This is a genomic window from Catenuloplanes japonicus (genome assembly GCF_000717135.1).
In the GTDB taxonomy this organism is placed as follows: Bacteria; Actinomycetota; Actinomycetes; order Mycobacteriales; family Micromonosporaceae; genus Catenuloplanes; species Catenuloplanes japonicus.
The window spans coordinates 164,968-178,273 of the sequence record NZ_JNXY01000040.1; the positions used below are offsets into that span (position 1 = coordinate 164,968).

The 13,306-nt window shown below is 66.2% G+C and carries 12 protein-coding genes; 7 read left to right on the plus strand and 5 right to left on the minus strand.

Annotated features, from left to right (window positions below):
* Positions 1-120 precede the first annotated feature (120 nt).
* On the plus strand, positions 121-1,317 hold the full coding sequence (locus OP04_RS43115) for a tyrosine-type recombinase/integrase (protein ID WP_085067233.1): 1,197 nt from the start codon (positions 121-123) through the stop codon (positions 1,315-1,317).
* A 304-nt stretch (positions 1,318-1,621) separates the two neighbouring features.
* Here OP04_RS43115 and OP04_RS43120 read toward each other — a convergent pair whose 3' ends face one another.
* The 5 genes from OP04_RS43120 to OP04_RS43135 form a co-directional block, all read right to left on the minus strand.
* Positions 1,622-2,014, minus strand: a complete 393-nt coding sequence (locus tag OP04_RS43120) for a DUF4913 domain-containing protein (RefSeq protein ID WP_051799949.1) — start codon at positions 2,012-2,014, stop codon at positions 1,622-1,624.
* Positions 2,011-2,451, minus strand: a complete 441-nt coding sequence (locus tag OP04_RS55080; protein ID WP_198154184.1) for a hypothetical protein — start codon at positions 2,449-2,451, stop codon at positions 2,011-2,013. Before OP04_RS55080 ends, OP04_RS43120 begins: the two co-directional genes overlap by 4 nt.
* A 276-nt stretch (positions 2,452-2,727) precedes the next feature.
* On the minus strand, positions 2,728-2,952 hold the full coding sequence (locus tag OP04_RS43125) for a hypothetical protein (RefSeq protein WP_033345789.1): 225 nt from the start codon (positions 2,950-2,952) through the stop codon (positions 2,728-2,730).
* 25 nt (positions 2,953-2,977) lie between these two features.
* Positions 2,978-4,324: a relaxase/mobilization nuclease domain-containing protein gene (locus OP04_RS50770; protein ID WP_051799950.1), complete on the minus strand. Its 1,347-nt coding sequence runs from the start codon at positions 4,322-4,324 to the stop codon at positions 2,978-2,980.
* Positions 4,321-4,749 (minus strand): plasmid mobilization protein, encoded by a 429-nt coding sequence (locus OP04_RS43135; RefSeq protein WP_051799951.1) that lies wholly within the window; start codon positions 4,747-4,749, stop codon positions 4,321-4,323. The genes OP04_RS50770 and OP04_RS43135 overlap by 4 nt, the downstream gene beginning before the upstream one ends.
* A 303-nt stretch (positions 4,750-5,052) precedes the next feature.
* Here OP04_RS43135 and OP04_RS43140 point away from each other — a divergent pair, with 303 nt between their 5' ends.
* The 6 genes from OP04_RS43140 (at position 5,053) to OP04_RS43155 (ending at position 12,766) form a co-directional block, all read left to right on the plus strand.
* Entirely contained in the window at positions 5,053-6,639 is a 1,587-nt protein-coding gene (locus OP04_RS43140) for a ParB/RepB/Spo0J family partition protein (RefSeq protein WP_085067234.1), read from the plus strand.
* A gap of 416 nt (positions 6,640-7,055) precedes the next feature.
* Positions 7,056-7,712 (plus strand): hypothetical protein, encoded by a 657-nt coding sequence (locus OP04_RS43145; protein ID WP_033345790.1) that lies wholly within the window; start codon positions 7,056-7,058, stop codon positions 7,710-7,712.
* Positions 7,713-7,813: 101 nt separating this feature from the next.
* Positions 7,814-9,067, plus strand: coding sequence for a hypothetical protein (locus OP04_RS43150; RefSeq protein WP_157241113.1), 1,254 nt, complete (start codon positions 7,814-7,816; stop codon positions 9,065-9,067).
* Positions 9,068-10,013: 946 nt separating this feature from the next.
* Positions 10,014-11,090 (plus strand): RNA-dependent RNA polymerase family protein, encoded by a 1,077-nt coding sequence (locus OP04_RS54130; RefSeq protein ID WP_198154185.1) that lies wholly within the window; start codon positions 10,014-10,016, stop codon positions 11,088-11,090.
* Between the two features lie 37 nt (positions 11,091-11,127).
* Positions 11,128-11,613 carry a hypothetical protein gene (locus OP04_RS54135; RefSeq protein WP_157241117.1) on the plus strand — a complete coding sequence of 162 codons (486 nt, stop codon included), beginning with the start codon at positions 11,128-11,130 and terminating at the stop codon, positions 11,611-11,613.
* A 289-nt stretch (positions 11,614-11,902) separates the two neighbouring features.
* The gene (locus OP04_RS43155; RefSeq protein ID WP_157241119.1) at positions 11,903-12,766 is read left to right on the plus strand and encodes a hypothetical protein; all 864 of its coding nucleotides are present in this window, start codon (positions 11,903-11,905) and stop codon (positions 12,764-12,766) included.
* The last annotated feature ends 540 nt before the right edge of the window (positions 12,767-13,306 follow it).

Below are 13,306 nucleotides of genomic sequence, written 5' to 3' on the forward strand. Positions count from 1 at the left end.
GGGCTCGGTACGCGGCAGACCCGTGCATGTGAGCTCGAGATTCTAGTCACTCAACCTCCAGGCAGGCGGCTACATGCCTGTTCCGGTGTTTGCGTTGGCCCCGGATGGTTGGCTTTCTGAATGACACTTGTGAATCTAAGCCCGGCTCACATACATCTGCTCAAAGCCAGCGCTATCCTCGCCAGCCGTGCCCATGGTTTCTCTGATGAGCAGCGACGCCTCCTCAAAGGCGCCCGCAGGGTATTGTGCAACGCGCTGCGCGGCGCGCATGAACATTTCGACCATCTGCGAGCAGCCCTACGCGACGCCGGTGGGGATGTCACTGCAGACATGACTATTGAACAGCTCGCCAACGCCTGGATCGACGAGATCGTCATCGAGAACCGCGTCAAGCGGCAGACCGTTGACCACTACGTCGACAATCTGCACTACTTGATCCTGCCCGTCATCGGGGATATGACCATCCGTGAAGCCACCGTTGGTGCGCTCGACCGCTACCTCAAGGCTCTCACCAGAACTCATCCATCCGGGGCGCAGCGCTGCAAGACCACCCTCTTGCAGATGTTCAGCCTGGCCGTCCGCCACGGCGCGCTGCCCGCCAACCCGGTCCGTGACGTCGGCCGACTGCCACGACCACGCAGGATCGTCCAAGCCATGACCTTCGAGGAGATCGAAAGAGTTCGCCACGCCCTGCACCTGTGGCGGACCACCAAAGCCGTCGGCCCCAGGAAGAGCCGCGCCTGCACCGATCTGTTCGACCTGCTCCTGGCCACCGGCTGCCGCATCGGGGAAGCCTGCGCCCTGCGCTGGCAGGACATCGATCTGCATGCCGGGACTCTGACCGTTGCCGGCACCATGGTCTTCCTCAGAGGCACCGGCTGGGAACGTCAAGACTTTCCCAAGACCGTCGCCGGGCAGCGCACGATCCACCTCCCGGCCTTCGCACTGACCATGCTCTACCGCCGCCGGGCCGAGGAACCTCATCGCCGGGACGACCCCCTCTTCGCAAGCCGGAACGGCACTTTCGTACAGCCGGACAACATGCGTCGCTCGCTACGCTGCGCGCTACAACGACAGACCGACCTGAAGTGGGTGAGCCCTCACGTATTCCGCAAGACCGTCGCCACAGTGCTGAGCGGCCAGGGCCTGGTCGCCGAAGCCGCCGCCCAACTCGGGCACAGCGATGAGAGCATCACCAAAAAGTTCTACATCCAGAAACCCGCGACTGCCCCTGACGTCAGCAACGCTCTGGAAGTCCTGATCGGCGATTCTGGCGTTAATGATCTCGGAACACCGACGCCATTTCTGGGATCCTGAGCCCGCGACCTAACTCCCCGATGGTGAGGACCGTAGCCGAGCTACGCAAATATGCAGGAATGGTTCACGCCGTACGACTGCACTCGTCCGAATCGACCTGAGGCATTCCGAAACCCTCGGGCGTCTCATTCAGGATCGAATTAGCATTCAGATCGACGTGATCGGACACGATCATTTCGGCAGTTGAGTCGACTGGCTCAAGCCGGAGGCCGTGTTCTGAAGACGCGTTCCGATCGTCACTCAGCGACACTTCGCCCCGCCTGCTTGGCGACCAGGAACCGCCGGTAAAGGCAGCCGTGGTTCGTTAGGCGTTCCACCACCAGTCGTCGGGGGCGGCGTCGGTGGGTGGCTGTTGTGCTGGTTCGTGTTTGGCGGGGCGGTGGTCGTCGGGTTGGCGGCAGTTGCGGAAAGGGCCGTCGGCGCTGAGGAGGATGGGGAGGTGGTGGTCGAGGTCGAGCCACCATCCTGGTTTGGCGGCCGGTTCCCAGCGGGCGGCTTCCCAGGTGTTCCAGAGCAGTGTGAGGCGGGCGATGGCTTCGGCGTGGTCCCACCATCGTGTGCACCAGCGGGTGCGGGTGCTGCCGGTGACGCGGTGCAGGAACATCGGGGCGAAGTAGCCGTCGACCCAGCTCTCCACGTCACCGTAGAGCGGTGTACCCGGTTCCGTCTCGCTCAGCGCGCGTGCTGGTTCAGTCATCGGACTCGTCCCGCCTGCGCGCGAAAGGGTGCCGCAGCCGACGTGTTCGCGGGTCGAAGTCCTGCGACGTGCCCTGGTAGCACCCCGGAGCCAGCCGGACCGTCGGGATACCACTGGAACGCGGTGTCCCGCGGCCCGCGTTCGTACGAACTCGCCGTCTCCACCGGAGGCGTTCCGTGGCTGTCGGCTTGTGGCCGGGCGGTGGCCCGATATGCGTCCAGCATCTGCTGCAGATGTTCGGCCGCCGCACGTCCTGCCAGCCCGTGCCGCTGAAGATCTCTGATGTAAGCCCCGTCGGACAGCCCGGCCCCAAGCCGGGCCCGCTCGTCCCGGATCGCGCCCGCGAGATCGTCCGGGCTGATCGTCACGCCGGTGCCGGGACGGATCGCGGCGGATCGGCGTCCGCCGTGCGCGCGCATGACCGGAATCTTGGCCATCTCCTCGACAGCGGCCCGCATCGCCTGTGGCCGTGGCGTGCCGGCGTGGAGCGCGTCGTCGTACTGTCGCATGGGTCCGGGGTACATGCCGCGGAGCCGTTCCTCGACCTGCTCCGCTGCACCGCGCGCCTCCGGGAACTGGGTCTCCCGCAGCCGTGCGGTCCGCCAGACGGTGGCGAGGTCGAGCAGATCGGCCCGGTCGAGCCAGGTGTCGTCGAGGGCCTTGCCGATGATGCGCCGGTCACGCCGCGCGGCACGGCGTGCCTCATCGTCCGGTCAGGTCGGGCTCGGCGGGCTGACATCGGACCGGCCGTGCTGCTGGTCGCGGCGGGCTTGGCGCCTTTCGTCCTGGGCTTCGCGCCACTGCCTGCGTCGGATCTCGACCGCGGCGAGCCGCGCGGCGGCTTCACCGAGCGTGGCGAGAACAGCGAGGCCCTGGCCGAGCCGCTGCCCGATGTCCGCGAGGTAGTCCGGGTGCTGGTCCTGCCCGATCCCGTCCACCGGTGCCTCCCCGTACTGCCGTGGGTCAGGTGCTGCGTCCCGGCGGTTCCGAGGCCGCCGGCTCGTGGCGACGGTCGCGACCAGGGGTTAGCGGCCGCGCTCCGCCAGGCCATTGGCCGTGCGCAGCGGCCCGCAGAAGCCGGCCCGCTTCCCGGGCATCCCGGGCCCGTTGCAGCTGACGGCCGGCAACCCGAAGGTCCGCGACGGCCTCGGCGAACCGGGCGATCGCGAGCAGCAGTTCCACCACGGCCGTGGCGTTGCGGTCGTCACCGAGCCGCCCGCTCAGATACAGCAGCCGCACCAAACCCCGAAGATCCGCGTGGGTACGGGCCGGAGGACTCCACCGCGGCCGGACAGCCCGGTCGAGCGCGTCGGCGGCGCGAAGCAGGATCCGCCGGTGTGCGCGTCCCGGCACCTGCCGGGCGGCAACGAACAGCAGGTCACAGACCCAGGCATCAGCGATCCCCGCGGACGCGACCATGCGGCCGACATGCGTAACGAGCCCTCGCGTGTCGACCTGGGCCGGCTGGGGTGGCGGTGTGCCGTGCCAGCGGGCACGCAGCCGGGGAAGGGTGAGGTCGGTCGCGAGCCGCCCTCCGCCGTACCAGATGGGTCGGGGCCTGTTGATCGCGATGCTGTATCCGGTGACCTCACCGGGCCGGGCGCTGCTCTCCCTCGGGCGGACGAACAGGCCGGCGTCGCGCAGGAGCGCGAAGTATTCGCCGGTGGAGTCCGCGGCTGCGGCGGCGAGACGAGCCTCGCAGCGCAGCACGTCACGGTCGGTCGCGGTGCTGTGAAGCCGGCGCGCCTTATGGAGTTCCGCAGCAGTCGGGTGTCGGCGGGCGGACGCATCCGCGCCGACCCGGTACAGGCCGTAGCGCTCCTCCAGATCCCGGCAGGCGGCCTGTGCGCGCCAGCGGTCGTTACGGGCCCATGCGGTCCGGCGGTCCTGCCGCACCAGCGTGGCCACGATGTGAATGTGGTCGGCGCCGTGCCGGACCGCGACCCACCGCACCGCGCCCGGATCCCCGTGCGGCGCGAGCCCGATCTGCGCCATCACCTCGCTGGCGATCCGTCCCCACTGCGTGTCGGAGAGCTGCCGATCAGTCGGGTGCGTGCGCAGCGAGCAGTGCCAGACCGGCTTCTCCGGCGGACGTCGACCGCTGCGAACCGGTTGCTCCAGCACGTCCGTCAGCGCCCGGAAGTCCCGCCGCCCGTCATGCCCGGCGGCGGGTTCGAGAGCGGAGAGCAGTCCGGCCCCGTCCCAGGCCGCGACCAGATGCGGATCAACGTGTTCCTCTCGGCGGCCGGGCCCGTAGAGGTAGCGCAGCAGCCCACCGACACGCTGACCGCGGACGATGTTCGGGATCACCGCAGCCGGCGGTCGACCAACGCGATCACCGCGTCGATGCGCTCCATCCGACGCTCACACAACAGCGCCGCAGTGACCAGCCACTCCGGCGCCTGGCCCGTCGCGTTGAACGCGGCCACCGCCTGATTCAGATTCGTCCCGATCCGGCCCACCGCCACCCGCACCGCGAACAGCTCGGTCTGGAAGTCGGCCAGGATCTCTCGCAGCGGGTCGAGGGCCGCCGCCTCCACTCGACGCGCCGCCGCGACGGCCGCTTCGGCGCAGAACCCGGTGGTGGTCATTCCGGCCTGTGCGGCGGCGAGCTCGATCGCCGCCAGCTCGTCGGCGCTGAAGCGCGGGGTGAGCCGGTGCTCCCGGCCCGGCCTCTGATGCCGGCGATCACGGCCGCGGTCGTCGGCATCGGGTCGCGGGGTGGCGTCAGGCATGTCAGCAGGCTCGACTGCACCGGTTGCGGGCGGCGTTAGCGAGCACGACCGGCGCCCACCGATGACGGTTTGATCGATGGTTGCCGCCGACCGCGCCCGGTCGAGATCCGGCAGCCGGACGTATAGCTTGCTCCCGCACTCGGGCCGTCCGGTTTTTTGCTTTTGATCATGGAGCGGTCGTCGCCGGGATCTGTCCGGGCGATTTCCGCTCTTACGGATCGGCAGAGGCGTAAGTCGTATGCGATAGGCCGTCGAGGCGGCGTGTTTCCGCTGCTCAAAGCACATTCGGAAACATAGATAACCTTGCCCAGTCAGGCACAAAAGGGTACCATTATATATGCGAGCGCGGGACGGCAACCCCACCTCGCAATCCAGAATTCCGTCCGCATTGGAGGAGACGTGAGCAGCGCATCAAGCACCATCGTCAGCAGGGAAGACTTCGTCCGTGTCGATCCGCGTGAGCTGATAGTCGGGGCGAATGCCCGGCTCGATCCGCGTCTGGACAAGGAGTTCGTGGACAGCGTCCGGGAGCGTGGTGTGTTGCAGGCGGTGACCGCGTACCGCGATGACGAGCAGCGCCTGGTGGTGTTGTTCGGCCAGCGCCGTACCGTGGCGGCGGTGCAGGTCGGCAGGGAGACGGTGCCGGTCATGGTGGTCGACAGGCCGGAGGCCGAGGTGGATCGGCTCGGTGATCAGGTGACCGAGAACGACCGCCGGGCGGCGCTGAGTACCGTCGACCGGGTTGCGGCCTTCGAGCAGATGTCCATGTTCGGCCTCAGCGCCTCACAGATCGCCAAGCGCACCGGCACCAGGAAGGCGGAGGTGGCCACCGCGCTCGCTGTGGCCAAGAGCAAGCTGGCCACGGGCGCGGCCAAGCGGTACGAGTTTCTCGACCTGCGGCAGGCGGCCGTCGTCGCCGAGTTCGACGGCGACAAGGACGCCTGCACCCAGCTCATCGTGGCGGCGAAGGAAGGCCAGGGCTTCGACCATCTCGCGCAGCGGCTGCGCGACGACCGCGCGGAAGCGGCGGCACGGGCGGCGAAAGCGGCCGAGCTGCACGCGGCCGGGCTGAGGATCGTCGCCGAGCCGCCGCGCGCGGACCCGCAGGTCCGGGAGCTGTATCGGCTGGTCGACACCGAAGGGGAAGCGCTGACCGAGGAGTCGCACCGTGAGTGCCCTGGTCACGCTGCTTTCGTCGGTTACAGCTGGTACGACGTCGACATCACCGACGAAGACGGACACGCGGAAGACTCCGAGGATCAGGGTCCCCGGACCAAGCGGGTGCGTGGCCTGGCCCCGCAGTTCGTGTGCACCGACTACGTCGCGCGCGGCCACGGGGACCGCTATCGCGCGCTCGAGACGGCCAGCCAGGCCGATAAGGTGGCGGAGACCGACGCCGAGCGGGAGGCCAAGCGCGCCGAGCGCCGCGACGTGATCCAGGCGAACAAGGACTGGACCAGCGCGACGACCGTACGCCGCGAGTGGCTGACCGGGTTCCTCGCGCGCAGGACCGCGCCGAAGGGCGCGGTGGCGTTCCTGGCAGCGAGCCTCGCCCAGCCGGGTCTGGTGCTGGAGCGCGGTTATGACCTCGCCTACGAGCTGGTCCAGGTGGACGGCCCGCGCCCGTCCTGGCACCGGCAGTCCAACGCCTTCACCGACCTGGTCGGCAGGGTCAGCGAGGCCCGCGCGCAGATGCTCGCGCTCGGGCTGGTGCTGGCCGCGTACGAGTACCCGCTGAGGGAAAAGAGTTCCTGGCGCGATCCCAACGCCGGTACGGTCCGCTACCTGAGTTTCCTTCAGGAGTGCAAGTACGAGCTGGCGGCGATCGAGCAGCGCGCCTGCGGCGAGACTCCGGATCCGGCGGAGCAGGGCACCGGCTCCGAGGGCTGATCGAGAAGGTGGTGGTCCGGCCCGAAGGCCGGACCACCACCGGGTTCTTTGTGGCTGGCCCGGCCACCATCGATCCGGCGGCTGGGCGATCAACCCCTGCAGCGGAAGGGCTTCCTCTTCGATGTCGATCTTGACTCTCGCCACCGCGAACCGCGCCTGCGCCGCGGACTGGACCTGCACCTCAACCTCGCTTCGATGCGCTCTTCTCTCCCGGCGCGACTCGCGCTGGCCCGCGTGCGTGCGCGGGCTCGGTGTGAAGCGGCGTCGCCAGGCGCGCGCCTGGACGCGCTAAGGTGGCTTCTCCTGCGGTGGGCGCTGCTCACGGCGGAATTCTGGAAGGCGGCCGGGGGCTTGCCGGCGCCGCTTCGGCGGCGTGTGTCCCCGGCCGCCGCAGCGACCAGCGGGCCGGGACAACGGTGGAGATCAGAACCGTCAACGGACAACAAGCCGTCGACCGCGCCGGCGCCGCGGAGTATCTGGGTCTCGCGCTCAGCACGGTACGGATTTTCTCCTCGCCGGCACAGCGCGCGTCGACCGGCTTTCCCGCTCCGCTGCCCGACCGTGACGACCGGCGCGACTGGTTCGCCATCGCCGACCTCGACGTATACCGCGCCGCCAAGGCCAGCGCCGTCGCGGCTCCACCGATGGACGATGACCCCGAGGAGCTCATCGGGGTGGCCGAGTTCGCCGCGTTGCGTGGTGTCTCGCCGGCCACGATCCACGGTTACGTCAAACGCTCCCTCAACGACTGGCAGGAACACCGCGACGGCTACCTGCCCTACCCGGACGAGATAACGGCCGCTCGACGCGGCCACACCTACCGGTGGAAACGCGGCCGGGCGATCGGATGGACGTTCCCCGACCAGCCCCGCACCGGCGGCCGCACCCCGGGCCGGGCACCCACCGTCGCCGACCTCGAATCTGTGCTCGGCGAAGCCGGCCCTGCCGCGTTGAAGAACCGCGACATCGCGGCCGCGCTCAGCCAGCGGCTCGGCCGGCCCGTGTCCCTGCAGACGGTTCTCCGGCTGAAGCAGAAGCGAGCCCAGCAGGACGACGGCACCACCGACATCTGACGCGCTCGGGCAACTTCGCCGGTTGACGCAACCGAGCTGCTAACCGCCGTCGCGAACGATGACCTCCGCCATGAGCCGCGCGCCTAGCTCGGAGAAGGTCTATGGACGCCACCGCGCAAGCCCCGGAGCCGGAGCAGCCCGATTCGCCCGCCGGACGCAACGGTTCCCGCCCTCTCAGCGCTCGGACATCCGGTCGAATCGTTCGTGCCGAACAGCGGCGTTTGGACGCGGACGCGGAGTTGGAGCGCCGTGCGAAGACGGCCCGGCTGGAGATGGAGCTGCAACGGGAGCAGCGTGCCGCGGCACGACATGAACGTCAGATCCGCGAGGAGGAGCGCCGAGAGCGCGCCGAGAGGCGGCGGGTCCGGCGCCGAACGGTGTGGGCGCGGATGCCGCGGGCGGCGGAACGCGCGTTGTTCGTGCTGCCGATCCTGTTCCCGATGGCGGTGGCGTGGGCGGGGCAGATCCAGTTCGCGACGCAGGTGATGGGCTGGTCGCTCGCAGGCGCCGTGGTGTTCGCGGCCGGCTTCGAGCTGTCGACCGCCTACGTGGCCCGCCTCGACTGGCTGTCGCGGGCTGCAGGTGACGGTGGGGTGCTGTTCCGGGCGGCGACGTGGGCGTTCGCGGCCGGCGCGGCGGTGATGAACTACTGGCATGCCGCCGGCCCGGGGTTCGCGCCGACGGGCGAGGCGGTCTCGTACGGCCTGATGTCGATGAGCGGCGTGGTGCTCTGGGAGTTGTGGTCGATCTTCAAGCATCGCGAGGCGATGCGCGCGGAGGGCCGGCTGACGGCGGCACGGCCTCGCTTCGGCGCGGCGCGGTGGATCCACTTCAGGGGCATGACGCACCTGGCCTGGCTGATCGCCCTACGCGACGGGCATACGACCACACAGTCCACATGGCAAGCCGCTTTCGCGGCCGTCGAAGCCTTCAAGACGGTACGCGACGCGCGAAAGGCCATCCTCAAGGGCGCGAACATTCCGGAGACCACGGACAGCGCCGCGCTCACCCCACCAGAAACCAACGCGCCTCCGGAGCCGCCCGCTAACGTCGAAGCCCTCAGGCCGCAGCACCAGGCCGAGCAGTTGGCGCTCGCCTGGAATTGGCCCACTGCCGCGCAGGAAGCACCCGGATCGGAGGGCCCGGCCGAATCGCCCGGGAGGAAGAGCCCGGTCGCGGTCGGGACGCTGATGGAGGCTTTCGCTCGCAAACGGCTCGCGGCGGGTGAGAAGCTGTCCGGCGCGGCGCTCGATCGCGAATTCGGGACAAATGACTACGGGCGGAAAGTGCTGCGTCGGCTTGCCGCGGAAGCACCCCGCGCACAGGCCGGGAGTAAGCCGCACCGTCGTCGCTGATCGTGCCTCCGGTGCTCCGACCCGGGAGCCGGCCTTTGCTACGAGGCGACGCGATGGGCCTCGGGGATGACGGATCTGGCGCGGACGGTCGCGTTTAGGGAGAGGCAGAAGAGCATGGCAGACCGATCTGGTGACTCGAAACGCTGTCAAGACGGCCCCGGCACGAGCTGCGGTTGACGCCGAGCTGGCCGGCGAGCACGTGGATCGCGTCGTAGTCTTGCCATCGCCAAAGCATGCTGTTTCGTTCGCGAGCTTCGAGTACCCGATGTTCGCGAGTTTCGGTGTCGTGCTTGCCGGCTCGGACCGTGGTGCTGGTGAGAACCGCCGCCACTTTCGGGCCTTGACATACCGCTGGTGCTGTGGCGACTCCCGTATCCGTTCACCCTCCGCGCAAGCGATCATGAATCCACCGGGGCGCAGGTACACGGATCTGCCGATGTGAGTGCATCGCATCCTACTGAGAGGGGGTGCGCCTTGCGTCCGGATTGAGGATTTCACGCGCACGCGAGTAGGGATATCTTCCTGTAAGCTGACGGGACGCATTAGAGTCCTACATCCGCTTGGGGGAGCCGTGATTCGATGGACGCCAGAATTGCTGGACCGAGGCGTTTCGCCAGCGCTGGCGGCCAACACTGCAGCAATTAGATTGGAGCATTTGCCAGATTTAGTGTCGGACGAATGCGTAATCGGGAACCCAGTCGCCATTCTTAATCATGTGGTTGCCAACCTTCGGCGTGGCTATTCGCCACAGTTTGAAATATTGTCTATGCCTCGCGGATTTAGTGGAGACAGGCCGGTCGCCTATATGGACTTGGCGACGAGGATCGCCTATGCCGGACTTGTAACCCTTGGGCATTCCGCCTTGGAGCCGTCGTCTCGACAGGATAGCGTAAGAGAGGAATTTCGAGAATTCGGAACGGACGAGTCGAGTCCTGGATATGTGGTCATGTCGGACATTGCTGCATGTTATGAATACATTGTGCCGCAAACCCTGGTCGATGAGCTTTTCCTTCGAACTGACGACTATGAATTGGTGGAGAGCCTTGCGAAAGTGCTCCAGGAACTTGCTACGCTAGGTCGGGGCATTCCGCAGATGCTTGAGGCTAGTGACCACCTAGCCGACCTTTATCTCAGCATCGTTGACAGAGCTCTCGATCGCGCCAACCTCCGCTGGGTGCGCACTGCAGATGACTACAAGATCGTAGTGACGACGTGGGCTGAAGCGTTGGCCGTTCTGGCGCTCTTGGACAAAGAGGTAAGAGCTGTCGGACTTATCTTATCTGCCAACAAAACCCGCATCGTAGCCGTCGGGCCAAAAGCAAGAACTCGATCGAGCAGCTCGCCGGAGCCCGATAGTGAGCTAGAAAACGCAGATGAAGAAGAGGATGATGAGCCCGTCGACGCTCTTCTTGTCTGGCATAAAGAATGGCAGGCGGCGCGTAAAAAGAATAGGATCATTGACCCGCCTTCAGCCCGGGATATTCGCATCCTAAATTCGTCGGACAGGGTCACATCTAAGCTTTTGGCCGATCTTGTTTTCGCCTACCCGCCTCACCTCGAATATGTAGTTGGGGCAATCATTCGCCTTGCGGATGCATCGGCAGACGATGACGATCTGGTGAAGGAGGCAACCGTCATGCTTCTGGATCAGGTTCCCCGTACATCGTGGAATATTCTGTGGTTGCTGGAGCTGGCCTCTCGTCTCGCGGCCATGAACAGGTTCGACGACCTGCCTGGTGGTCGTTTGCTGGCGGAAGCTGGCTTGAATGACAGTGCTGAGTTGGTCCGAGCGCAATCAGCCTGGTATATGGCAAAATTTCACTCTCTGACATCCGCTCAACTGCAGTCTTTGCACCTGCGTTCCAGTCGCCTCACTATCGCAGGCGTAAGTGCGGCCGCTGCCCTAGCTGCCAAGAAGGCCAAAGGCCGCAAGGGTGATGCTCTCAATCAAGTAGCTGCCGCGATTCGGAATCGTCAGCCGCTAAACGAGGCCGCAGTAGAATGGGCCGAGTCGCATGCCTGATCCACTTACTCGGTTCTCCGTGCGGCAGGAAGATGCTATGCGGCGCCTGCTGACTATTCGCCGCTCACTCCATCAAGGCCAGGTTTCGAGAGAATGGATTGTTGCGAGTGTCTGCACGACGCTGGAAACGGCCTGTAATGATTTTCTTGATGACCTTCTACGGGCGCGCGAGAATCAGACCGATTCCCCACTCGAACGTGCCATGATAAGGGACCAGAGGTCAGAAATGAAGGCATCGTGGCATAGCCGACTGCAATGGCTGGCCAGGGGGTTCTCGAAAACCCTTAGCAGTGATGTAAGTTCGAAATTGTCAGCGCTGATTGAGCTTCGCAACGCGATTGCACACAACGGTGACACCTTCACTCCTCGCCAAACACAAAAATATGTAGATTTCCTCAACCTTCGCCAGATGCTCGAGTCAGAACTGGACGTAAGGGTCAACGGAACAAGTTTTCGATTAGGCGAGCACACGGGTAATCATGCCATTGGCATTGGTCGGCAGGTAGTAAACCAGCTGTTATAACCGCGCACTCATCTGCCGCAGATAACGCGCGCGACCCAACTGGCGCACGTAGCGCACAGTAACGAAATGGGGGTCCTGAGTTGAGCTCGGTAATGCGGTGACGCCGGCGGTGGCGGTAAGGCGATTTCCATGCTGTTCCCAACTTCCATTGCCCCGGGCGTCGACACGTTGGGTGACCAGTCGCCGCGGCGAAGGCGGGATTCGTGCATGTCAGGTGTACGGTCAAGCTCCGGGTGCACGGGGAAGGTTCATCCCGCGCGCCGTATCCCGAGACCGAAGACGCCGGACGATGACTGTGCTGGACACCGCTCTGCGTAAGGCCCTTGCCGGCGCTGCCCGCTTCCTGCCGCAGCTGACGCAGCGAGCCGAAGCCGCGCTGGTTGCTGACCACCAACCCATCGCGGGAACCGGAAACCTGTACGGCAACGGCGGTGCCCGGTTTTGGTTGAACGTCGCCGTCGCACCTAACCACTCGCCCGAGCCCCTGGATCCGCCCGCATTCGTCGACGCGGCCAACGAATTGGCCGCAGTCTTCTTCGAGGACGCGCCCTTCCACACCGATTACTCCGGCAATCTCGAGGTGCGTCTGGTGCAAGGCGCTCTCACCGAAAACAGTTCGTGGGGCGACGCGCATACTTTGCGGATCTTCCCTAGCGGCCTGGTAATGCTCCAATGGGTACTGCAGGCCACCCCGCTCCCGGACAGTCAACCCGGCTTCGAGCTGTCCTTGGACGAGATCGTTACCGTGCTGCGCCGTGCGTACGGACTCGCCCACACCTCTCAATTCGCAGCGACCCATCGTCGCCGGCGGTGGGTCCGGCACCGATTCGACTGGCGGATGGGGATTTCACCGTCGATCAGCGATACCCAGGGGCACGCCTACTGGCGTCGCCTGAGTTCCACGGCACCCTTGCCCGAGCGGGTGCCGACCAGGCAGAATCCGCATTGTCCGTTCGACGGGTACGCCGCCGCGGCCATGAGGGACCGCAAGGTGACCGACTCCGTCGAGGACACTTTCCGCCCCGCTTTGCAGGAGCTGTTCACCTCATCGGGGTTCAGTGGCAAGATCTCCCAAGCCGTGGCCGCGGCGCTGGCTGAACCCGCCGCAGCGCGCCCGCTCAAGACACCCACCCGCGAAATCACCGCCAGGTGAGCAGCTCGCCGGCCTGATCGGCCGCCAGCTCCTCGCGGGACGGTGCCTTTGCATGCGTAGATGTTGCCGAGGAACCTCGCCGGCGAAGCCCTGATCAGCGCGGCCGGCCTGGCCGGGAACATCAACGGCTTCGACCTGGTCGCGATACCGGCCTGCACTGGTTGCGGATCTTCGAAGCGTGAGATGCGAATATCGGGAACTTTGGCCAGGAACCCGGCTGGCGGCCACTCCCAGCTCACCCAACTCGGCAGATCTTGCTCTTCTGCTGCCAAAGCGCGTCCCGCCTCCCGGGTCATGGCCGAGCGGAAGTGGTGCCAGCCGCAGGTGTGGGCGGTGCCGAACTCGCGCGCATCGACAGCGGCGAGATCCCGCTGGTGCCGAACTCACGAAGATAGCCATTGCTGTCTGCGGTGGCGCGGTGGACACCCCGCGTGTTGAGCCGGTTAGTACTGCAACCCGGCATCGTTACTCATCCCGGTTCGAGTCGTTTGCGGTAGTGGCAGGCCCGTGCCTGTTCGAGGCGTCGGCGGCGGTATCGGG